General features: G+C 71.0%; 18 protein-coding genes. 7 read left to right on the top strand and 11 right to left on the bottom strand.

Features of this window, described 5'->3' with window-relative positions; translation table 11 throughout:
• The first annotated feature begins 203 nt into the window (after positions 1 to 203).
• Entirely contained in the window at positions 204 to 2414 is a 2211-nt protein-coding gene (locus tag AB6L24_RS12890; RefSeq protein ID WP_405655188.1) for an ATP-binding protein, read from the top strand.
• A gap of 22 nt (positions 2415 to 2436) precedes the next feature.
• On the opposite strand, the gene rpsD is transcribed toward AB6L24_RS12890, so the two are convergent.
• The 3 genes from rpsD to AB6L24_RS12875 form a co-directional block, all read right to left on the bottom strand.
• Positions 2437 to 3051: a 30S ribosomal protein S4 gene (gene rpsD / locus AB6L24_RS12885; RefSeq protein WP_030360491.1), complete on the bottom strand. Its 615-nt coding sequence runs from the start codon at positions 3049 to 3051 to the stop codon at positions 2437 to 2439.
• A 371-nt stretch (positions 3052 to 3422) separates the two neighbouring features.
• Positions 3423 to 4775, bottom strand: coding sequence for a replication-associated recombination protein A (locus AB6L24_RS12880; protein ID WP_380853011.1), 1353 nt, complete (start codon positions 4773 to 4775; stop codon positions 3423 to 3425).
• Positions 4776 to 4832: 57 nt separating this feature from the next.
• Positions 4833 to 5486, bottom strand: a complete 654-nt coding sequence (locus tag AB6L24_RS12875; RefSeq protein WP_405655186.1) for a vitamin K epoxide reductase family protein — start codon at positions 5484 to 5486, stop codon at positions 4833 to 4835.
• Between the two features lie 137 nt (positions 5487 to 5623).
• Between AB6L24_RS12875 and AB6L24_RS12870 the strand changes: the two genes are divergently transcribed.
• The 4 genes from AB6L24_RS12870 to AB6L24_RS12855 are packed head-to-tail and all read left to right on the top strand — an operon-like array spanning position 5624 to position 9283.
• Positions 5624 to 6505: an ABC transporter ATP-binding protein gene (locus AB6L24_RS12870; protein WP_405655184.1), complete on the top strand. Its 882-nt coding sequence runs from the start codon at positions 5624 to 5626 to the stop codon at positions 6503 to 6505.
• On the top strand, positions 6502 to 7389 hold the full coding sequence (locus AB6L24_RS12865) for an ABC transporter permease (protein ID WP_405655183.1): 888 nt from the start codon (positions 6502 to 6504) through the stop codon (positions 7387 to 7389). The genes AB6L24_RS12870 and AB6L24_RS12865 overlap by 4 nt, the downstream gene beginning before the upstream one ends.
• Positions 7347 to 8660: a sensor histidine kinase gene (locus tag AB6L24_RS12860; protein WP_405655181.1), complete on the top strand. Its 1314-nt coding sequence runs from the start codon at positions 7347 to 7349 to the stop codon at positions 8658 to 8660. The genes AB6L24_RS12865 and AB6L24_RS12860 overlap by 43 nt, the downstream gene beginning before the upstream one ends.
• Positions 8657 to 9283, top strand: a complete 627-nt coding sequence (locus AB6L24_RS12855) for a response regulator (RefSeq protein WP_380853001.1) — start codon at positions 8657 to 8659, stop codon at positions 9281 to 9283. Before AB6L24_RS12860 ends, AB6L24_RS12855 begins: the two co-directional genes overlap by 4 nt.
• A 109-nt stretch (positions 9284 to 9392) precedes the next feature.
• On the opposite strand, the gene hisS is transcribed toward AB6L24_RS12855, so the two are convergent.
• Positions 9393 to 10655, bottom strand: coding sequence for a histidine--tRNA ligase (gene hisS, locus AB6L24_RS12850; RefSeq protein WP_405655178.1), 1263 nt, complete (start codon positions 10653 to 10655; stop codon positions 9393 to 9395).
• 13 nt (positions 10656 to 10668) lie between these two features.
• Entirely contained in the window at positions 10669 to 11373 is a 705-nt protein-coding gene (locus AB6L24_RS12845) for an MBL fold metallo-hydrolase (RefSeq protein WP_405655176.1), read from the bottom strand.
• Positions 11374 to 11564: 191 nt separating this feature from the next.
• Here AB6L24_RS12845 and AB6L24_RS12840 point away from each other — a divergent pair, with 191 nt between their 5' ends.
• Positions 11565 to 12392: a peptidylprolyl isomerase gene (locus AB6L24_RS12840; protein WP_405655175.1), complete on the top strand. Its 828-nt coding sequence runs from the start codon at positions 11565 to 11567 to the stop codon at positions 12390 to 12392.
• A gap of 133 nt (positions 12393 to 12525) precedes the next feature.
• Positions 12526 to 13758 carry a DUF349 domain-containing protein gene (locus AB6L24_RS12835; RefSeq protein ID WP_405655174.1) on the top strand — a complete coding sequence of 411 codons (1233 nt, stop codon included), beginning with the start codon at positions 12526 to 12528 and terminating at the stop codon, positions 13756 to 13758.
• A gap of 138 nt (positions 13759 to 13896) precedes the next feature.
• Here the strand turns inward: AB6L24_RS12835 and AB6L24_RS12830 are convergent, their stop codons facing one another.
• The 6 genes from AB6L24_RS12830 to ruvB form a co-directional block, all read right to left on the bottom strand.
• Positions 13897 to 16488, bottom strand: a complete 2592-nt coding sequence (locus AB6L24_RS12830) for a RelA/SpoT family protein (RefSeq protein ID WP_405655173.1) — start codon at positions 16486 to 16488, stop codon at positions 13897 to 13899.
• A gap of 241 nt (positions 16489 to 16729) precedes the next feature.
• Positions 16730 to 17278 (bottom strand): adenine phosphoribosyltransferase, encoded by a 549-nt coding sequence (locus tag AB6L24_RS12825; protein ID WP_380852991.1) that lies wholly within the window; start codon positions 17276 to 17278, stop codon positions 16730 to 16732.
• Positions 17275 to 18408, bottom strand: coding sequence for a protein translocase subunit SecF (gene secF, locus AB6L24_RS12820; protein ID WP_405655172.1), 1134 nt, complete (start codon positions 18406 to 18408; stop codon positions 17275 to 17277). Before secF ends, AB6L24_RS12825 begins: the two co-directional genes overlap by 4 nt.
• Position 18409: 1 nt before the next feature.
• Positions 18410 to 20218 carry a protein translocase subunit SecD gene (gene secD, locus AB6L24_RS12815; protein WP_405655171.1) on the bottom strand — a complete coding sequence of 603 codons (1809 nt, stop codon included), beginning with the start codon at positions 20216 to 20218 and terminating at the stop codon, positions 18410 to 18412.
• Positions 20219 to 20404: 186 nt separating this feature from the next.
• Positions 20405 to 20887: a preprotein translocase subunit YajC gene (gene yajC / locus AB6L24_RS12810; protein WP_405655170.1), complete on the bottom strand. Its 483-nt coding sequence runs from the start codon at positions 20885 to 20887 to the stop codon at positions 20405 to 20407.
• 178 nt (positions 20888 to 21065) lie between these two features.
• A complete protein-coding gene (ruvB, locus tag AB6L24_RS12805; RefSeq protein ID WP_030360506.1) occupies positions 21066 to 22139 on the bottom strand; it encodes a Holliday junction branch migration DNA helicase RuvB in 1074 nt (357 codons plus the stop codon).
• Positions 22140 to 22178: the final 39 nt, after the last annotated feature.

The following is a 22178-nucleotide window of genomic DNA, read 5'->3' as shown; positions in this document are numbered from 1 at the left end:
CTCACCGCTCCCTGAGACATCGCCTCGGATCCGCTGGGGATCCCGAGGTCGTCGAACGTCGAAAAGTCGTCCTCCGACCCTATCGCGCCGGGGCCCCGGCTCCGTACCGCATTACCGCACGCGGTACTTGAGCGCGGCAGGACACGCAAGCTCGGGCGAACTGATTGTACGGAATGCTTACGCCTGAGTACGCTCCGTACCCCATGCGACGCTCTCAGCGCCCCGACGACCGTCGGAACGACTCCGCACGCTCCCACGGCTGCCCGCCCGTCGCGGGCAACCTCCCGGCCGAGCTGACCGCCTTCGTCGGGCGCACCGCCGAACTGGCGACGCTGCCCGCGGCCTTGGCCTCGGCCCGTCTGGTGACCGTGACGGGCGTCGGCGGCGTGGGCAAGTCACGGCTCGCGGCGCGGGTGGCGGCGGCGGTCGGGCCGCGGGACGGGGCCTGGCTGGTGGAGCTGGCGGGGGTGCGCGACCCGTACCTCGTGGAGCACGCCGTGGCCGGTGCCCTGGAGCTGACGGACCACACGAGCCGCTCGCCGCGGCAGGTGCTGCTCGACCGGCTCGCGGGGCGTGAACTGCTTCTCGTCGTGGACGGGTTCGAGCACCTGGTGGACGCGACGGCGTCGCTGGTGCGGGACCTGCTGCTGCGCTGCCCGGGTCTGCGGGTGCTCGCGGCGGGCCGCAGGCCGCTCGGCACGGCCGGTGAGCGGGTCCTTCCGCTCGCGCCGATGCCGGAGTCGGACGCGGCCGCGCTGTTCACCGACCGGGCGGCGGCCTGCCTGCCGGGCTTCGCGCCCGAGGGGCGCGACCTCGCGGACGTGCGGGAGCTGTGCCGCCGCCTCGACGGCATCCCGCTCGCCCTGGAGCTGGCGGCGGGGCGGCTGCGGGTGCTGTCCCCGGGGCAGCTCCTGGCCCGTCTCGACGACCGGTTCCGGCTGCTCGCCGGTACGCGCCGCGATGTGCCGCCGCGCCATCAGACGCTGCGGACGGCGATCGGCTGGAGCCATGAGCTGTGCACGGCGCGGGAGCGGCTGCTGTGGGCGCGGCTCTCCGTCTTCTCCGGGCCGTTCGACCTGGAGTCGGTCGAGTACGTGTGCAGCGGTGCCGGGCTGCACGCGGACGACGTCCTCGACGTGCTCGACGAGCTGCTCGCGCAGTCGGTGGTCTCCCGCGAGGAGAGCCCGACGGGGGTGCGCTACCGGATGCTCGACACGGTCCGGGCGTACGGCTCGGAGTGGCTGGAGGCGGCGGGCGACGCGGCACGGATGCGGCGCAGGCACCGCGACTGGTACATGGGGCTCGCCACCTGGTGCGAGCTGGACTGGTTCTCGCCCCGGCAGCAGGAGGTGGCCACGCTCGTCGAGTGCGAGCTGCCCAATCTGCGCACCGCCCTGGAGTTCTGTCTGACCGAGCCGGACGAGACGCACCTCGGCCAGTACCTGGCGGGCACGCTGTGGTTCTGCTGGGTGGGCTGCGGGCGCCTCGCGGAGGGCAGGCACTGGCTGGAGCGGGCCGTCGAGCTGGAGGGCGCGCACGAGGAGTCGCGGCTGAAGGCGCTGTGGGTGCTCGGGTACGTGGCGATCCTCCAGGGCGACACGGTGCCCGCGCTGTGCGCGCTCCAGGAGTGCAAGGACACGGCGGAGCGCACGGGCAGCGACGTCGCGGCGGCGTACGCGGTGCACCGCATGGGCTGTCTGGCCCTTGTCACGGACGACATGCCGCGCGCGGAGCAGCTGCTGCGCACGGCGCTCGAGCAGTACCGGCGGATCGGGGAGCTGAACAGCAACGTCCTGATGGGCCAGGTCGAGCTGGCGATGGCGCTGGCCTTCCAGGGGGCGCTCGGGGACGCGGTGGAGCTGTGCGAGGACGCGCGCCAGGTCTGCGAGGACCACGGGGAGCGCTGGGCGCTCGCGTACGCCCTGTACGTCCTCGGCTACGCGGCCTGGACGCACGGCGAGCACGGGCAGGCGCGGGACCTGGTGACCCGGTGCCTCGACCTGGACCACGCCTTCCACGACCTGCTGGGCACGGTGCTCGCCGTCGAGCTGCTCGCACTCTTCACGGTCGCGGAGGGCGACGCGGCGGAGGCGGCGGTGCTTCAGGGTGCCGCGGCGCGGATCTGGCCGTCGGTGGGGCTGCCGCTGTTCGGCTCGGAGCACTTCGGCGGGCCGCACGTCCTGTGCGAGACGCAGGCCCGGGAGCGGCTCGGCGACGAGCGGTACGAGGCGTGTGTGCGGGCGGGCGCCGAGCTGAGCCCCGATGTGGCGGTCTCGCGGGCGCTGCGCCGCCGCGTGGAGACGCCCGGGACGTGCCACCCGGGCCGTGGTGAGGCGCCGGGCCCGCCGGGGGCCCCGGAAACGCGCGAACCCGCCGTCTCCCCGACCACGCGGGGCGGGGAGACGGCGGGCTGAAGCAGGTGAGGCTACGTCCGGGTCAGCGGGCGTAGTACTCGACGACGAGCTGCTCGTCGCAGATCACGGGGATCTCCTTGCGGTTCGGCTCGCGGTCCAGGCGGAAGGCCAGGGCCTTCAGGTTCACCTGGAGGTAGCGCGGGGTCTCGCCGTCGGCGGCGAAGCCACCCTCGCGCGCGACCTCGAACAGCGGCTTCTGGCGGCTGCGCTCACGGACCATGACGACGTCGTCCGGCTTCACGCGGAAGGACGGCTTGTCGACCTTCTGGCCGTTGACCTCGATGTGGCCGTGGACGACCATCTGGCGGGCCTGGTAGATGGTGCGGGCGATGCCCGAACGCAGAACCAGGGCGTCGAGACGACGCTCCAGCTCGATGACCAGGGCCTCACCGGTCTTGCCCTGGGTCTTCGCGGCACGCTCGTAGGCGCGGACGAGCTGACGCTCGGACACGTCGTACTGCGCGCGCAGCCGCTGCTTCTCGAGCAGACGGACCTTGTAGTCCGAGTTCTGCTTGCGGCCACGGCCGTGCTCGCCCGGCGGGTAGGGGCGGGCCTCGAAGTACTTGACGGCCTTCGGGGTCAGCGCGATGCCGAGGGCACGCGACTTCTTGACCTTGGGGCGGGACTGGTTCGGCATGAACCAAACACCTCTGTTTTCTGTACGGAATCGGCTTCACCAGGGTTAGGGGAGGTCGCATCCGCAGCCTGGGAAACCCGATGGGTCCGGTCGGTCGGACTCACCTGGCAGCCGTTCCCTGGTCTGGGCACTATGTGCAGCACGCGAGTGGCCCACCGACCGTGTCCCGGGATCCGGGAGGGTGGTGGGCTGCCCGCGACACCTTCGACGGTGCGCGACGCTCCTGGAACTTCCCTGCCCTAGGGCGGGGGCTCCGGCTGGATGTCCCGTTCTGGTGGTGCCGGTACGAGACCGGACACGGGACGCAGCACTTCGAGGGATTCTACAGGGCGGTCGGGACCGCTTGCGACACAGGTCGCGGCGCAGGGCTGTCAGGGCCGCTTGCGGCCGAGGTGCTTCCTGGTCCACTCCACGGCGTCGGCGTACCGTGCCTCGGCGCCGTGCCGGGTGGGGGTGTAGTACTCGCGGTCGCGCAGGGCCTCCGGGGCGTACTCCTGGGCGGCGATGCCCTCGGGCAGGTCGTGCGGATAGACATAGCCCTGGGCGTGCCCCAGCTTGGCCGCGCCCTTGTAGTGGCCGTCGCGCAGGTGTGGCGGGACGGGGCCCGCGTGGCCCTTGCGGACGTCTTCGAGGGCGGCGCCTATGGCCGTCGTCGCGGCGTTCGACTTCGGGGCCAGGGCGAGGGCGATGGTGGCGTGGCTGAGGGTGAGGGCCGCCTCCGGGAAGCCGATCATGGCGACGGCCTGGGCGGCGGCGACGGCGGTGGGCAGGGCCGTCGGGTCGGCGAGGCCGATGTCCTCGCTGGCCGAGATCATCAGCCGGCGGGCGATGAAGCGGGGGTCCTCGCCCGCCTCGATCATGCGGGCCAGATAGTGCAGGGCCGCGTCCACGTCCGAGCCGCGGATGGACTTGATCAGCGCGCTCGCGACGTCGTAGTGCTGGTCTCCGGCGCGGTCGTACTTGACCGCGGCCCGGTCGACGGACTCCTCGAGCGACTGGAGCGTGATCTCCTTCTCGCCCTTGGAGAGGGCCGAGCCCGCGCCCGCTTCGAGGGCGGTGAGCGCACGCCGGGCGTCGCCGCCCGCGATCCGCAGGAGGTGCTCCTCGGCGTCATCGGGCAGGGTGACGGCGCCGCCGAGGCCGCGCTCGTCGGTGAGGGCCCGCTTCAGGAGTCCGCGCAGGTCGTCGTCCGTGAGCGGCTCGAGGGTGAGCAGCAGGGAGCGGGACAGGAGCGGGGAGATCACGGAGAAGTACGGGTTCTCCGTCGTCGCGGCGATCAGCGTCACCCAGCGGTTCTCGACGGCGGGCAGCAGGGAGTCCTGCTGGGCCTTGCTGAAGCGGTGGATCTCGTCGAGGAAGAGGACGGTCTCCTTGCCGTGGCCGCCCATCGCGCGGCGGGCGCCGTCGATGACCGCACGGACCTCCTTGACGCCCGCGGTGATCGCGGACAGCTCCACGAAGCGCTTGTTCGTCGCCTTGGAGACCACGTACGCCAGGGTCGTCTTGCCGATGCCGGGCGGGCCCCAGAGGAACACCGACGACGGTCCGGCCGGGCCGCCACTGCCCTCGACGAGTCTGCGCAGCGGCGATCCGGGCCGGAGCAGATGCTGCTGTCCGACGACTTCGTCAAGGGTGCGCGGGCGCATCCGGACGGCCAGGGGACTGCTGGACGGGTCCTTCTCCTGGCGGTCTTCGGCTGCGGCGGTGAACAGGTCGGGCTCCACGTCGAAAACCCTATGTCACCCCACTGACAACCGGCCCCGGCCGCCTCGGATCCAGCCTCAGATCCAGAGGTCGGAGCCCCAGCGCGTGAGGATCAGCATCGCGATGATCCCGACGTGCACGACCGGCAGGGCCCAGGAGAAGTCCTCGAAGAAGGACTTCAGCCAGCCCGGCGCGGGCAGGAAGCCGTGGCGGACGTTGAAGGACGTGACGTACCAGAACATCACGATCGTGGCGACCCAGGCCAGGCAGCACCACAGGCACAGCGCGTTGATGCGGTACAGCGACTGGAACTGCAGCCAGGTGCAGAAGCCGACGCCGAAGAGCGTGCCCGCGTTGAAGGTGAGCCAGTACCAGCGCGGGAAGCGGGCGCGGCCGAGCAGGCTCATGCCGACACCGATGACGACGGCGTACGCGGCGAGGCCCAGCATCGGGTTCGGGAAGCCGAACGCCTCGGCCTGGTCGCTCTTCATGATGCTGCCGCAGGCCACGACCGGGTTGATGCTGCAGCCCGGCTGGAAGTTCGGGTCCTTCAGGAGCTCGAACTTGTCGAGCGTGATGACCCAGGAGGCGAGCAGCCCGGCGGCTCCGGTGATCACCAGGAGCAGCGCGAGCGCCCTGCTGCCACCGACGGCTCCCGGCGCGTCCTCGTGGTCCTGGCCGGCCGCGGCGCCGTCCTTCACTGGCTGCTTCACCGAGGTGGGTTTACTCATCACGCCGTTCCGTCGCTCGTGGTGGCCTGCGGGCAGGGACATTGTGCCGTACGTAGCTGTGTGTCCACCGATCGGTGGACACAAGCAGATACGTATGGGGGTCCCGCCGTGTTCGCCGCGGCGGGAGGCTCGATGTCATGACAACGCATCAACTGGCCGTCGACGTCCGTGGGCTGCGCAAGAGGTACGGCCCCGTGACGGCCGTGGACGGCATCGATCTGACGGTGACGCACGGCGAGGTGTTCGGCATCCTCGGGCCGAACGGCGCGGGCAAGTCCACGACCGTCGAGATCCTCCAGGGCCACCGCACGCGCGACGGGGGCGAGGTGTCCGTCCTGGGCGCCGACCCGGCGACGGCGGGCCGCGCCTGGCGGGCCCGCGTCGGCATCGTCTGGCAGGACGAGTCGGCGCCCGCCGAACTGACGGTGCGCGAGACGGTGAGCCACTTCGCGCGGTACTACCCACGACCGCGCCGACCACAGGACGTGCTGGATCTGGTCGGCCTCCGGGAGAAGGCGGACAGCCGCATCAAGGCGCTCTCCGGTGGGCAGCGCCGCCGACTCGACGTGGCGCTCGGCATCATCGGCGACCCGAGCCTGCTGCTGCTCGACGAGCCGACGACGGGCTTCGACCCGGCCGCCCGCCGCCAGTTCTGGGACGTCATCCGGGCCCTGGCCGACGAGGGCACCACCGTCGTCCTCACCACGCACTACCTCCAGGAGGCCGAGGCCCTCGCCGACCGCCTCGCGGTGATCGCCCGGGGCCGGGTCGTGGCCGAGGGCGACCCCGCGGCCCTGCGCAGGGAGTACGGCAGCGAGGCCGTCGTCGAGTGGACCGAGCCCGACAGCGGCCCCCGCGACCTGCGCACCACCACCCCGACCCGGACCGTCGCCGAGCTGATGAGCCGCTTCGACGGCGAGATCCCCGGCCTGCGCGTCAGCCGCCCCAGCCTGGAGGACGTGTATCTGCGCCTGACCGGACAGGAAGACGGGCCGAAGTCCGAGGAGGACGAGCGATGACCACGACGACCTCGCACGGCACACCCGGGACTCCGCGGACCCCGCGTCTCCCTGGGCGCACCCGGGCCGCGTCCGGTGCCGAGCGGCTTCCCGGCGCCTGGTGGCTGGGGCTGCACCAGGGCACGCTGGAGCTGAAGCAGTTCTTCCGCCAGCGCGAGCAGGGCGTGTTCACGTTCGCGTTCCCGGTGGTGCTGCTCTTCCTGTTCGCGTCCATCTTCAAGGACGACGTGCAGGGCGCGGGCATCACGGCGTCACAGTTGTACGTCGCCGCGATGATCGGCGCGGGCATCATGTCCGTCAGCTTCCAGTCGCTCGGCATCGCCATCGCGATGGAGCGTGACGAGCAGGTGCTGCGACGCCTGCGCGGCACCCCGATGCCACCGGTCTCGTACTTCCTCGGGAAGGTCTGGCTCGTCCTGATCACCGGCCTCCTGGAGACCCTGCTGCTGCTCGTCGTCGGCGCGGCGCTGTTCGACCTGGACCTGCCGACGTCCCCGGAGAAGTGGTTCACCTTCGCCTGGATCTTCGTGCTCGGCCTGACGGGCTGCGCGCTGCTCGGTGTCGCCGTCAGCAGCGTCCCGCGGTCCGGCCGCAGTGCCTCGTCCGTGGTCGTCCTGCCGTTCCTGGTGCTGCAGTTCATCTCCGGTGTCTATATAGCCATCGACACGGTCCCGGACTGGATGCTCACGCTCGGCGCCCTGTTCCCGCTCAAGTGGATGTGCCAGGGCTTCCGCGGAGTGTTCCTGCCGGAGTCGGCCCAGGTCCTTGAGCAGGCGGGAAGTTGGGAGTACGGGCGCATCGCGCTGGTGCTCACGGCCTGGTGCGTCGGAGGATTGGCGCTGTGTCTGTTGACCTTTCGTTGGAAGAGCCGCCGGGACGGGTGAGCGCGGAGCCCGGTCCCCGGGACGGCGACCAGTGGGACCGCGGCTTCCTGCTCTGGGACTGCTACTTCGCCGTCGTGTGGGTCGGCACGCTGGTCCTGACGTTCAGCGTCGAGGAACCCGGCGGCGCCGCCCGCGCGGCGGCGGCCGCACTGGTCGTCCTGCTCCTCGCCTGGTACGTGGTCAGCGGCCGCGCGGTGCTGCTCACGGAGGGCGCCGACCAGCGCAGGGCGGTGCGGTATCTCACCGTCGCCACGGCCCTGTTCGTGGCGTCCGGCGCCCTCATCACCGAGACCCGGCTGCTGACGTTCGCCCTGGTTCCGCAGTGCTTCATCGCGCTGCGGATCCGTCGCGCCCTGGTCACCCTCGCCGTGATCAACGTCGTGCCGGTGGCGGGCTGGGCGCTGCTGTGGCGACCGGACCCGCAGGACGTCTTCCTCAACTCGGTGGGCGCCGTGGTGTCCCTGGTGTTCGGCACGGCGGTCGGCACCTGGATCATCCGCATCATCGCCCAGAGCCAGGAGCGCGCCGACCTCATCGCGGAGTTGGAGGCGAGCCGCGGGGAGGTGGCCCGTCTCTCCGCCGAGCGCGGCGCCCTCGCCGAGCGCGAACGCATGTCCCGCGAGATCCACGACACCCTCGCCCAGGGGTTCACCAGCCTCCTGATGCTGGTCCAGGCCGTCGACGCGGAGCTGGACCACGACGTGGCGGCGGCCCGTCGCCATCTGGAACTGATGCAGGCCACGGCCCGGCAGAACCTCGCGGAGGCCCGGTCCCTCGTGGCCGGGCGCGCTCCGGACGACCTGCGCGGCGGCTCCCTCCCGGACGCCCTGCGCCGGGTCGCCGCCCGCCACGGCGCCGCCGTCACGGTCACCGGCACCGCCCGGCCGCTGCCTCCGGGCCTGGAGGTCGTCGCCCTGCGCTCCTGCCAGGAGGCGCTGGCCAACGCGGCGAAGCACGCGGGCGCCGACGCCGAGGTGCGGGTCGCCCTCGGCTACCGGCCGGGCGAACTCACGCTGGCGGTCACCGACTCCGGGTGCGGCTTCGACACCGGCGCCCCCCACGAAGGCTTCGGGCTGCGCGGGCTGCGCACGCGGGCCGCCGAGGTCAGCGGCACGGCCGAGGTGGTCAGCGCTCCTGGCGGGGGCACGACGGTCACGGTCCGGCTGCCGCTCCCCGAGCCCGACGGCACACCTGCCGCCCCCGAACCGCCGCACCCCACCGCCGCGCCCGCCCCCACCCCCGCAGCACCCTCGGAAAGGACCGCGCCGTGATCCGTGTCCTGCTCGCCGACGACCACCCCGTCGTCCGCGAAGGCCTGCGCGCCATGCTCAGCGCCGAGCCCGACCTGGACGTCGTCGCCGAGGCGGCCAACGGACCGCAGGCCGAGGCGCTCGCCGCCCGACTGCGCCCCGACATCGTCCTGATGGACCTGCGGATGCCCGGCGGCGACGGCGCGGACGCGATCGTACGGATGACGGAGGCGGGCCTTCCGTGCCGGATCATCGTGCTGACCACGTACGAGACCGACCGGGACATCCTGCGTGCCGTCGAGGCGGGCGCGGCGGGCTATCTCCTCAAGGACCTGGCCCGCGGTGAACTCGCCGACGCGGTACGGGCGGCGGCCCGCGGCGAGACCGTCCTCGCCCCGTCCGTGGCGGCCCGGCTCGTGGACCAGTTGCGTGCCAGGCCGGAGCGGCCGCGTCTTTCGGAACGTGAGACGGCCGTCCTGCGGCTCGTCGCGGAGGGTTGCACCAACGCCGAGATCGGCCGTCGGCTGCACATCGGCGAGTCGACGGTGAAGACGCATCTGCTGCGCGTCTTCGGCAAGTTGGAGGTGACCGACAGGACGGCGGCGGTGACGAGCGCGATGCGGCACGGACTCCTGGAGGGCTGACCCGGACGCCGACCAGGCCCGGAGGGCTGACCGGAAAGCCTCAGCCCGCGCGCCCCGGGACATGGCTGGGCCCCGGGCGCGCATCCGCACCCGGGGCCCACCCAGAGCATCAGACCAGCTTGCTCTTCACCACGGCCACGACCTCGTCCACCGCGACCGCCTCCTGCTCACCGGACTCCATGTCCTTGAGCTGCACGACGCCCTCGGCGAGATCACGCTCACCGGCGACGACGGTGAAGCGGGCGCCCGAGCGGTTGGCGTTCTTCATGGCGCCCTTGAGCCCCTTCCCGCCGTACGAGAAGTCGGCGGCGACCCCGGCCCGGCGCAGCTCCGTCACCTTGGCGAAGAGCACGCGGCGCGCCTCCTCGCCGAGCGGCACAGCGAACACGGTGGTGGCCGCGGGCAGGTCGAGCGTGATGCCCTCGGCCTCCAGGGCGAGCACCGTGCGGTCCACGCCGAGCGCCCAGCCCACGGACGGCAGCGCGGGGCCGCCGATCATCTCGGACAGGCCGTCGTAGCGCCCGCCGCCGCCGACCGCGGACTGCGAGCCGAGGCCGTCGTGGACGAACTCGAAGGTGGTGCGCGTGTAGTAGTCGAGCCCGCGGACCAGCTTCGGGTCGTCCTCGTAGCCGACGCCCGCCGCGGTCAGGAGCTCCCGCACCTGCTCGTGGTACGCCTTGCAGGCGTCGCACAGGTAGTCGGCGAGCATCGGCGCGCCCACGAGCTGCTTCTGCACGTCGGCGCGCTTGTCGTCCAGGACGCGGAGCGGGTTGATGTCGATACGTCGACGGGTCTCCTCGTCCAGGTCGAGGCCGCGCAGGAACTCCTGCAGGGCGGCGCGGTAGACGGGGCGGCACTCCTTGTCGCCGAGGGAGTTCAGCAGGATGCGGAACTCCTTCAGGCCGAGCGAGCGGTAGGCCTGGTCGGCCAGGATGATCAGCTCGGCGTCGAGCGCCGGGTCCTCCGCGCCGATGGCCTCGGCGCCGACCTGGGAGAAGTGGCGGTAGCGGCCCTTCTGCGGGCGCTCGTAGCGGTAGTACGAGCCCGAGTACCAGAGCTTGACGGGAAGGTTGCCCGCCTTGTGCAGGTTGCCCTCGAGGGCGGCGCGCAGCACGGATGCGGTGCCTTCGGGGCGCAGCGCGAGCTTGTCGCCCCCCTTGGTCTCGAAGGCGTACATCTCCTTGGTGACGATGTCGGTCGACTCGCCGACACCGCGCGCGAACAGCTCGACGTTCTCGAAGCCGGGCGTCTCCACATAGCCGTACCCGGAGTTGCGCAGCGGCTCGGCGATGGCCTCGCGGACGGCGAGGTAGGTCGCGGAGTCCGGCGGCAGCAGGTCGTACGTGCCCTTGGGGGCCTGGAAGGTACTCACGGGTTTTCTCTCGTCACATTCCTCGTCGGGGAGCGTCGGCTCCCAGGCCGGCGGCCACCTGGCGCAGATACGGGTTGGTGGCGCGCTCACGGCCGATGGTCGTGTGCTCGTTGTGGCCGGGCAGGACCACGGTCGAGTCGTCGAGCGGCAGGCACACGCGTGCCAGCGACTCGAGTATGTCGGCGTGCGATCCGCCGGGCAGGTCGGTGCGTCCGATGGAGCCGGCGAACAGCAGGTCGCCCGAGAAGAACACCGAGGGGACCTCGGCGGACTCGGGCAGCCGGAAGGTCACCGACCCCTTCGTATGCCCCGGCGCGTGCGCGACGGAGAAGTCGAGCCCGGCGAGCTTCAGCTGCTCGCCGTCGGCCAGCTCCCTGAGGTCGGAGGGCTCCCCCACGGTGAGCTCGCCGAGCAGCTGCGCGCCGAAGGAGCGGCCGATGGCCTTCTCCGGGTCGCTCATCATGTACCGGTCGTCGGGGTGGATCCAGGCGGGCACGTCGTGCGCGCCGCAGACCGGGACGACCGACGCCACATGGTCGATGTGGCCATGGGTGAGGATGACGGCGACGGGCTTGAGCCGATGCTTCCGGAGCGCTTCCTCGACTCCTTCGGTGGCCTGGTGCCCCGGGTCGATGATCACGCATTCCTCGCCCGCGGCGGGGGCGACCAGGTAGCAGTTGGTCCCCCAGGCCCCGGCGGGAAACCCGGCAATGAGCACGATCGTCCTTCGTTTCGTCGTCCGGCGGAGGTGGCAGCGGAGATTGCGGCAGTTCAGAGCCTACCGGCGCTGCCGATTCCACAGCTAACCCATATACGGTACGGGGCACACGCGGCCGGTCACGCCGCGCGACGACGACCCAGGCGACGTACGACGGACGCGCCGACCGAGACGTACAAGGAGTGCACCCGGTGGTCAGCCAGGAACAGCGGCGCAAGCAGCTCGCGCGGGAGAAGTTCTTGCGGCAGCAGCAGCGGCGGGAGGCCGCGCGACGTCGGCGGCGGATGCGCAACGCGGTGATCGCCGGTGCGGTCGCCTTGGTGGTGGCGGGCGGCGCGGTGTCGTACGCGGCGGGCGCCTTCGACGACGGTGGCTCGACGAAGGACGACGCGGCCCCGACGCCGACGCCCAGCAAGCCCGAGGACCCCTGCGGCAAGGCCGCGCCGGGCAAGATCAAGCCGCTGTCCTTCAAGAAGGAGCCGGCGCTCACGGTCGACAAGTCGGCGTCGTACGAGATGAAGCTCGCCACGACGTGCGGCGACATAGGCATCGACATGGACGCGGCAAAGGCCCCGCACACCGTGAACTCGTTCAAGTTCCTGGCCGACAAGGGGTACTTGGACCACACGAGGTGCCACCGCCTCACCGCGGGCAACGTCAACGTCCTGCAGTGCGGCGACCCCAAGGGCACCGGCGAGGGCGATCCCGGCTACACCATTCCGGACGAGAATCTGAAGGACAAGCGGCTCAAGGGCGGGGTGTACCCGGCGGGCACGGTCGCCATGGCGAACAAGTACAAGCCGGACACGAAGAAGGGCCGCGACACCGGCGGCAGCCAGTTCTTCCTCGTCTACCAGGACAGCCAGTTGCCGCCCGACTACACACCGTTCGGGACGGTCTCCGACGCCGGCATGAAGGTCCTCAAGAAGATCGCCGCGGCCGGTGAGAGCAGCGGCCAGGGAGACGGCGCGCCGAACGCGACGGTCATCATCGACAAGGCCACCGTACGTAAATCCTGACCACCGGCGGGCGAATTTCGCTCGCGCTGGATGCGGACAGCCGCCCCGCCGGTCGCCTATGTTGGCGGTGACGAAACTGTGGACGATGCCGGGGGCCCGTGGCCTTGTGCAGGCATCATGTGGAGGAGGCGCTGTGAGCAGCGACCCGTGGGGCCGCGTCGACGAGACGGGGACCGTGTACGTGCGTACGGCCGACGGCGGCGAGCGAGTGGTCGGATCGTGGCAGGCAGGTTCTCCTGAGGAGGCCCTGGCCTATTTCGAGCGCAAGTACGACGGTCTGGTCGTCGAGATCGGACTTCTCGAGCGCCGGGTGAAGACGACCGACCTGTCGGCCAAGGACGCGACGACCGCCATCGACCACCTGCGCCAGCAGGTCGACGAGGCGCACGCCGTCGGCGACCTGGACGCGCTCGGCAAGCGGCTCGACAAGCTGGTCGAGACCGTCGAGGCGCGCCGTGAGGAGCGCAAGGCCCAGAAGGCCAAGCAGTCGGACGAGGCACGGCACTCCAAGGAGGCGCTGGTCGCGGAGGCCGAGGAACTGGCCCAGAGCGAGCAGTGGCGTGCGGCCGGTGAGCGCCTGCGGGCCCTGGTGGACACCTGGAAGGGGCTGCCCCGCCTCGACCGCAAGTCCGACGACGAGCTGTGGCACCGCTTCTCGCACGCCCGCTCGGCGTTCTCCAAGCGCCGCAAGGCCCACTTCGCGTCCCTGGACGCGCAGCGCGAGGACGCCCGCAAGGCCAAGGAGAAGCTGGTCGCGGAGGCCGAGTCCCTTTCGGGCTCCACGGACTGGGGCCCGACGGCCGCGCGCTACCGCGAGCTGATGTCCGACTGGAAGGCGGCGGGCCGCGCCCAGCGCGAGCACGAGGACGACCTGTGGAACCGCTTCCGCGGCGCCCAGGACGTGTTCTTCGCGGCGCGCAGCGCGGTCTTCGCGGAGCGCGACGCCGAGCAGGGCGAGAACCTCAAGCTCAAGGAGGAGCTCGCGGACGAGGCCGAGAAGCTCGTCCCGGTGACGGACCTGAAGACGGCCCGTGCGGCGTTCCGGTCCATCAACGAGCGCTGGGAGGCCATCGGCCACGTACCGCGCGACGCCCGGCCGAAGGTCGAGGGCCGGATGCACGCGGTCGAGCGGGCGCTGCAGGAGTCCGAGGAGGCCGAGTGGCGCCGGACGAACCCGGAGGCGCGTGCGCGCGCCGAGGGTCTGACCGGTCAGCTCCAGGCCGCCGTGGACAAGCTCCAGGGCCAGATCGAGGCGGCACGCACGGCGGGCAACACCGCCAAGGCCGACAAGCTCCAGAAGGAGCTCGACGGCCGTCAGGCGCTGCTCGACCAGGCGCTCAAGGGCCTGCACGAGTTCGGCGGCTGAAGCCCCTCTTTGCGGCTGAACCGCCGCCGCTCTCGCGGAGCTGGTGGCTCGCCGCTGTGGTTCCTCAATTGATGGCTGATGTGCCATCACACGAAGCGGCCCCGGTACGGATGTACCGGGGCCGCTTCGCATCAGGGCCTACGGCCTGCGCGCCGACGTCACCCGGTACACGTCGTAGACGCCCTCCACTCCCCTGACGGCCTTCAGGACGTGCCCCAGGTGCTTGGGGTCGCCCATCTCGAAGGTGAAGCGGGAGGTGGCGACGCGGTCGCGGGAGGTCTGCACGGCCGCGGACAGGATGTTGACGTGCTGGTCCGAGAGGATGCGCGTGACGTCGGAGAGCAGTCGGGAGCGGTCCAGGGCCTCCACCTGGATGGCCACCAGGAAGACCGACGACTGCGTGGGCGCCCACTCGACCTCGAGGATGCGCTCCGGCTCCCGGGACAGCGAGTCCACGTTCACGCAGTCGCTGCGGTGAACCGATACGCCACTGCCGCGCGTGACGAAGCCGATGATGGGGTCGCCCGGCACCGGCGTGCAGCAGCGGGCCAGCTTGACCCACACGTCGTCGACGCCCTTGACGACGACTCCGGGGTCGGCGTTGGAGCGGCGCTTGGACCGGCTGCGCGAGGGCGGCGCGCTCTCGGCGATGTCCTCGTTGGCGGCCTCCTCGCCGCCGAGCGCCTGGACGAGCTTCTGCACGACGCTCTGCGCGGTGACGTGGCCCTCGCCGATCGCCGCGTACAGCGAGGAGATGTCGGGGTAGCGCATCTCGTGCGCGAGGGTGACCAGGGAGTCGCCGGTGAGGATGCGCTGGATCGGCAGGTTCTGCTTGCGCATGGCGCGCGCGATGGCGTCCTTGCCCTGCTCGATGGCCTCCTCGCGGCGCTCCTTGGAGAACCAGGCGCGGATCTTGTTGCGGGCCCGCGGGGACTTGACGAAGCCGAGCCAGTCGCGGGACGGGCCCGCGCCCGCGGCCTTGGACGTGAAGACCTCGACCAGGTCGCCGTTGTCCAGGGTCGATTCGAGCGGCACGAGCCGGCCGTTGACCCGGGCGCCTATGGTGCGGTGGCCGACCTCGGTGTGCACCGCGTAGGAGAAGTCGACCGGGGTCGCGCCCGCGGGCAGCGCGATGACGTCGCCCTTCGGCGTGAAGACGAAGACCTCGTTGCGCGACAGGTCGAAGCGCAGGGACTCCAGGAACTCGCTGGGGTCCTCGGTCTCCTTCTGCCAGTCCAGGAGCTGGCGCAGCCACGCCATGTCGTTGAGGTGGTCGTCCTTGCCGGTCTTCTTCGGCACGTCGGTGCGCACCTTGGAGGCGCCGGCGACGGCCTCCTGCTTGTACTTCCAGTGCGCGGCGATGCCGTACTCGGCGCGGCGGTGCATGTCGAACGTGCGGATCTGCAGCTCGACGGGCTTGCCGTTGGGGCCGATGACCGTCGTGTGCAGCGACTGGTACATGTTGAACTTCGGCATCGCGATGTAGTCCTTGAACCGGCCGGGGACCGGGTTCCATCGCGCGTGGACGGTGCCGAGCGCCGCGTAGCAGTCGCGGACGGTGTCCACGAGGACGCGGATGCCGACCAGGTCGTAGATCTCCGCGAAGTCACGGCCGCGGACGATCATCTTCTGGTAGACGCTGTAGTAGTGCTTGGGCCGCCCGGTGACGGTGGCCTTGATGCGGGCGGCGCGCAGGTCGGCCTGGACCTCGTCGGTCACTATGGCCAGGTACTCGTCGCGCTTGGGGGCGCGCTCGGCCACCAGACGCACGATCTCGTCGTACATCTTGGGGTAGAGGATCGCGAAGGCGAGGTCCTCCAGCTCCCATTTGATGGTGTTCATGCCCAGGCGGTGCGCGAGCGGAGCGTAGATCTCCAGCGTCTCGCGGGCCTTCTTCTCCTGCTTCTCGCGCTTGAGATAGCGCATGGTGCGCATGTTGTGCAGGCGGTCGGCGAGCTTGATGACCAGGACGCGGGGGTCCTTGGCCATGGCGACGACCATCTTGCGCACGGTCTCGGCCTGCGCGGCCTCGCCGAACTTGACCTTGTCGAGCTTGGTGACGCCGTCGACGAGCAGGGCGACCTGGTCGCCGAAGTCCCGGCGCAGGGTGTCGAGGCCGTACTCGGTGTCCTCGACGGTGTCGTGCAGGAGGCCCGCCATCAGGGTCGCGGGGTCCATGCCGAGCTCGGCGAGGATGGTGGTGACGGCGAGCGGGTGCGTGATGTACGGGTCGCCGCTCTTGCGCTTCTGGCCGCGGTGCCAGCGCTCGGCGACCTGGTAGGCGCGCTCGATCTGGCGGAGCGTCGCGGTCTCGATCTTCGGGTCGTTGCTCCGCACTATGCGGAGCAGGGGCTCGAGGACCGGGTTGTACGGGTTGGAGCGCTGGACGCCGAGGCGGGCGAGGCGGGCGCGCACGCGGTTGGAGGAGCCGGAGCGCTCGGTCTTGCCGCTGACGGGGGGCTTGCTCGGGGCGGGGGTCCGACCCGAGGGCGGACGGACCGGCGGGGCGGCGGGCACCGGTGGGGCGGGCTGCGGCTCGGCCGGCGGCTTGGGGCGGGTCTGCTCGCCCGACCGCGTCTCGGCCGGTCGCGGAGCACCCTGCTCGCCCTGTGCGGACGTCCCGCCGGGCGCGCTCGGTGCCTTCTTCGCGGGCGCGACAGCGGGCGCCGCGGCCCGCTCGGCCTGCTGGGCGGACTTGGCGGCGGCAAGTGGCTGGGACTCGTCTGGCAAGAGCGCTCCCTGTGCGCGATCGGGTCCCCCGGTGAGGTCCCGAAGTGCCCATGGTATCGATCCTGGGCCGACGGCTCGCCCTCGGCCGGTGAGACGGCTCTGTACTGGAGAAACACCAGAGGCGGGCGCCGGATTCCACCGGGCCCGCCTCTGGTGTCGCTGGGGTGCTGCCGGAGTGCCTCGCGCCGGCCGCCGCGGCCGGGCACTCCCTTCCGGGCCTCTGGGGCCCTCTCCCGGGTCCTCAGACCGTGAGCAGGGCCTCCAGGGGCGCGCCGTCCAGAGCGGGATTCAGCCGCTCGCGGCCGTTCAGGAAGCCCAGCTCCATCAGGACCGCCACACCGGCCACCTCGGCCCCGGCACGGCGGATGAGCCGCAGCGAGGCCTCGGCGGTGCCGCCGGTGGCGAGGACGTCGTCGATGACCATGACGCGGTCGTCGGGCTTGAGGTCCTCGGCGTGCACCTCGATCTCGGCGCTGCCGTACTCCAGGTCGTAGCGCTGGCTGAGGGTCGCTCCGGGGAGCTTGCCCGCCTTGCGTACGGGAATGAAGCCGACCCCGGCCTTCAGCGCGACGGGGGCGCCCAGGATGAACCCACGCGCCTCCAGGCCGACGACCTTGGTGGCCCCGTGCCGCACGCTCAGGTCGGCGAGGGCGCCGGTCAGAGCGGTGAACGCGGCCGGGTCCGCGAGCAGCGGCGTGATGTCCTTGAACAGCACGCCGGGCTCGGGGTAGTCCGGCACGTCACGGATGCGGCTCAGGAGCAGCGCGTTGACGTCGACGAGCTCGGTCATCGGCGCTTCCCCGACGGGCGGCCGCGGCCGCGGTTGCGGGTGGGCTGCGCGCGGGGGCCCGAGCGCGGGCCGACCACGGCCGGGGCAGAGTCCTCGTCGGGCTCCGCGTCCTCGGGGCTCTCGGCCGCGGACACCGGGGTCTCGGCGGACTCGCCCTTGGCGGCGGCCGCCCTGCGCTTGGCGAGCACCCGCTTCTTGAGCGCCTTCATCGCCGGGTCGGTCTCCTTGAGATCGGCGACCAGCGGGGTCGCGATGAAGATCGAGGAGTACGCGCCCGCGGCGAGGCCGACGAACAGCGACAGCGAGATGTCGTTCAGCATGCCCGCGCCGAGGAAGCCGCCGCCGATGAACAGCAGACCGGCGACCGGAAGCAGCGCCACCACCGTGGTGTTGATGGAGCGCACCAGGGTGCTGTTGATCGAGCGGTTGGCGACCTCGCTGTAGGTGAAGCGGGTCTGCTTGGCGAGGTCCTTCGACTGTTCCTTGAGGCTGTCGAAGACCACGACCGTGTCGTACAGCGAATAGCCGAGGATGGTCAGCAGACCGATCACCGTGCCCGGTGTGACCTCGAAGCCCACGAGGGCGTACACACCCACGGTGATGGTGATGTCGTGGATGAGCGCGATGAGGGCGGCGAGCGCCATGCGCCACTCGAAGGCGATCGCCAGATAGACCACGACCAGGATCATGAAGATCGCCAGGCCTTGCCAGGCCTTGTTGGCGATCTGTTCACCCCAACTCGGACCCACCAGGTCCGCGTTGATGTCGTCGGCCTTCATGTCGAACTCCTTGGCGAGCTCGACCTTGATCTGGTCGGACTTGGCGGTGTCCACGCCGGCGATCTGGATGCGCAGGGTGTCGTTGCCGAGCTTCTGCACGAGCGCGTCGTGGCCGGAGGCCTCTTCCGCGGCCTCTTCCGCCTTGGCGACCGACACGCTGGTCTTCGGCGTGTTGAAGACGGCGCCGCCCTCGAACTCGATGCCCATGTTCAGGCCGCGCACCGCCAGGCCGACGATGGCCGTGATGGTGATCAGGATCGAGATGCCGTACCAGATCTTGCGCTTGCCGACGAAGTCATAGCCGACCTCGCCGCGGTAGAGCTTGGCGCCGAGATCTCCGAGTTTCGACATCTCACGCCTCCTTCGGGGTCGAGTCGACGGGGGCGGCGGTCGCGGCGGCGCGCGAGCGGCGCAGCGGCGGCTTGGCACCGAGACGCTTCGGGTCGAGCCCGGACCACTTGCCGCCGCCCGCGAAGAACTTCTTGCGGGCCATGATCGTCATCAGTGGCTTGGTGAAGAAGAACACCACGACGACGTCGAGCAGCGTGGTCAGACCCAGCGTGAACGCGAAGCCCTGGACCTTGCCCACGGTGACGACGAAGAGCACCGCGGCGGCGAGGAAGGACACGAAGTCGGACACCAGGATGGTGCGCCGGGCCCGCGGCCAGGCGCGCTCGACGGCGGGCCGCAGCGTGCGGCCCTCGCGGATCTCGTCCCTTATGCGTTCGAAGTAGACGATGAACGAGTCGGCGGTGATACCGATGGCGACGATGGCACCACAGACCGCCGGCAGGTTCAGCGCGAACTTAATCGTCGGGCCGAGCAGCGTCATGATCGTGTACGTCAGCGCCGCGGAGACGCCGAGGGACGCGATGGCGATGAAGGCCAGGCCGCGGTAGTACGCCACCAGGTAGATGATGACGAGCGCGAGGCCGATGGCGCCGGCGATGAGGCCGGCGCGCAGCTGCTCGCCGCCGAGGGCCGCGCTGACGGTCTGGACGCTCTGCTCCTTGAAGGTCAGCGGGAGCGCGCCGTACGACAGGATGTTGGCCAGGTCCTTGGCCTCGTCCTGGGTGAAGCTGCCGGAGATCTCGGCCTCACCGGAGGTCAGCGCCTGCCGCACGTACGGCGCGGAGACGACCTCGCCGTCCATCACGATGCCGAACTCGTTCTGCGGCGGCTGCTTGCTGGCGAGCTTGCCCGTGATGTCACCGAACTGCTTCGTGCCCTTGCCGGTGAACTTCATCGTGACCTTCCAGCCAGCGGCACCCTGGGTGTCGTAGACGGCCTTCGCGTCATCGACCTCCTTGCCGTTGACCTCGGAGGGTCCGAGGATGAACTTGTCCCAGCCCTTGCCGTCGCCGCTCTTGCCGCAGGCCACGACCGGGTCGGTGGGCTTGACGCCCTCCTTGACCTTCAGGCGGGCCTTCTCGTCGGTGCAGTCGAGCTTGGTGAACTGCTCCTGGAGCTCGGCGGTGGGGTCGGGCGGCGGCGGGGCCTTCACGCCCTTGCCCTTGTCGGCATCGTCCTTGGCGTCGCCCGTGGGCGTACCGGACGGGGTGGGCTCGTCCTTCAGGCCGTCGGTGACGGAACGGCCCTGGGTCGTCGGCGTCCCGGTCGGCGAGGTCGCCTTGTCCTCGGGCTTCTCGCTCTCCTTGGGCTTGTCGCCCTTGTCGCCGCCCGTGCCGTTGTCGCCCTTGTCGCCCTTGTCGGAGGACGACGGCTTCGGCTTCGGCTTCTCGGCCGGGCCGGTGCTGGGCTGCTGGGCGAGGACAGGCCGGAAGTAGAGCTGAGCGGTCGTGCCGACCTGCTCCCGCGCCTGCTTGGCGTTGGTGCCCTTGGGGATGTTGACGATGATGTTCCGGTCGCCCTGGGTCTGCACCTCGGCTTCGGAGACACCCAGACCGTTGACTCGGTTGTTGATGATGTCAACAGCCGTGTTCAGGTTGGTCTGGTTGATCGCGTTCTTCTGGCCCGGCTCGTTCTTCGCCTCGAGCGTGATGCTCGTACCCCCGGCGAGGTCGATGCCCAGGCGGGGGGTGGTGTGCCCGGAGAGGAACATCCCTCCGGTGAGCGCCACCAGGGCGATCATGATCAGGACCAGGGTGCGGCCCGGTTTCCCCTGGGCGGCCTGCCTACGGCCCTTCTTGGGTGCTGCCACCTTCTCGTTCTCCCTGTCCAACCGTCCGGCCTGCGGGGTGCCTCCCCGTCACCTGCGCTGAGCGGAGGCCTGAGCGGGAGAGGCCCCGGGCGGGCGGCCATGAAGTTGTGTCGAGACGCGGCGCGAAATCACCTGGGGCGGGGGCCGCGATGCGCGAGCGGGCGCACGGCGGGCCCCCGGCCGTGACTACTTCGCGCCGGACTCGCCGTCGGTCTTCTTCGGCTCTGCGTCTGCGGCCTCGGGGGCCTCGTCGACCGTGTCGGCCGTGTCCTTCTTGCCGAGGTCGATGCGCAAGTCGTCCGAAGCGTCCGCGGCCTCGTCGGTCTCGGTGAGGGAGGAGGCGTCGTCGGGCACCACGGGGGCGTCGTCGGACTTCAGGTCGTCCTCGGTGCCGTGAACGATGCGGTTGTACTCGTCGTCGTCGAGGACGGCGCCGATGGAGTTCTTCGCGTACACCGCGTGGACGCCGGGGGCCACCTCGAGGAGGACCGCGTCGTCGTGGACCTCCTTGACGGTGGCGTACATGCCTCCGATCGTGCGGATGCCGGTGCCAGGCGTCATGTCGTTGCGCATCTGGGCGGCCGCCTGCTGCTTCCGCTTGGCGGACCGGGTCATCAGGAACATGGCCCCGATGAGCACGATGAAGGGGAGGAGGGTCACGATATTCACGGGACGGAGTTTCCTTCGCACGACCGCGTTCTCGAGCGGCCTGATGGATGGGGGTGGGCGGCGCCGCCCACAAGGGCGGCATCGGCGGAGTCTAAGCGAGTCCGCACCATACGAACAACGCTCAGCATGGCACCGCAGTTCCGGATGGTGCGACTCTCCGCGCCGCCGCTTCTTCAGGTCACGACCCGAACAAGTCCTGTTGTCCAGTTCCCGCTCCCTGCCGGGGCGGTACGAGACCCAGATGGGCCCATGCCGCGGGCGTCCCCACCCGGCCCCGGGGCGTCCGGGCGAGCAGCCCCTCCCGGACCAGGAAGGGCTCGGCCACCTCCTCGACGGTCTCCCGCTCCTCCCCCACGGCGACGGCGAGGGTGGACAGGCCGACGGGGCCGCCGCCGAACAGCTTCAGGAGGGCTTCGAGGACCGCGCGGTCCAGGCGGTCCAGGCCGCGGGCGTCGACCTCGTAGACACTCAGGGCGGCGCCCGCGATCTCGCGGTTGATCACGCCGTCGGCCTTGACCTGGGCGTAGTCCCGGACGCGGCGCAGCAGGCGGTTGGCGATGCGGGGGGTGCCGCGGGAGCGGCCGGCGATCTCGGCGGCGCCGTCGGTGTCGATGGCCACGTCGAGCAGGTTCGCGGAGCGGTGGATCACGCGCTCCAGCTCGGCGGGTTCGTAGAACTCCATGTGGGCCGTGAAGCCGAAGCGGTCGCGCAGGGGCGGCGGGAGCAGGCCCGCGCGCGTGGTGGCGCCGACGAGCGTGAAGGGCGGCAGTTCGAGCGGGATGGCCGTGGCGCCGGGGCCCTTGCCGACGATCACGTCGACGCGGAAGTCCTCCATGGCCATGTACAGCATTTCCTCGGCGGGCCGCGACATGCGGTGGATCTCGTCGAGGAAGAGGACCTCGCCCTCCTGGAGGGAGGACAGGATCGCCGCGAGGTCGCCCGCGTGCTGGATGGCCGGGCCGCTGGTGATGCGGATCGGGGCGCCCATCTCGGCGGCGATGATCATCGAGAGCGTGGTCTTGCCGAGGCCGGGGGCGCCGGAGAGCAGCACGTGGTCGGCGGTGGCGCCGCGCGCGCGGGCGGCGCGCAGGACCAGGTCGAGCTGCTCCCTGACCTTCTCCTGGCCGATGAACTCGCCCAGGTCCTTGGGGCGCAGGGCGGCCTCGACGGCCTGGTCCTCGCCGTCGGCGGACGCACCGACGAGACGCTCGGCCGCCCCGGCAGCGTCGTCGGTCGTGTCGTCCCAGTTCATGCGGTGTGCCTCGCGATGCGGATCGGGGGTGGCTGTCGG

The sequence above is a fragment of the Streptomyces sp. RK9 genome, assembly GCF_045070545.1.
In the GTDB taxonomy this organism is placed as follows: domain Bacteria; phylum Actinomycetota; class Actinomycetes; order Streptomycetales; family Streptomycetaceae; genus Streptomyces; species Streptomyces alboflavus.
This window is presented reverse-complemented; position numbering and strand designations above follow the sequence as displayed.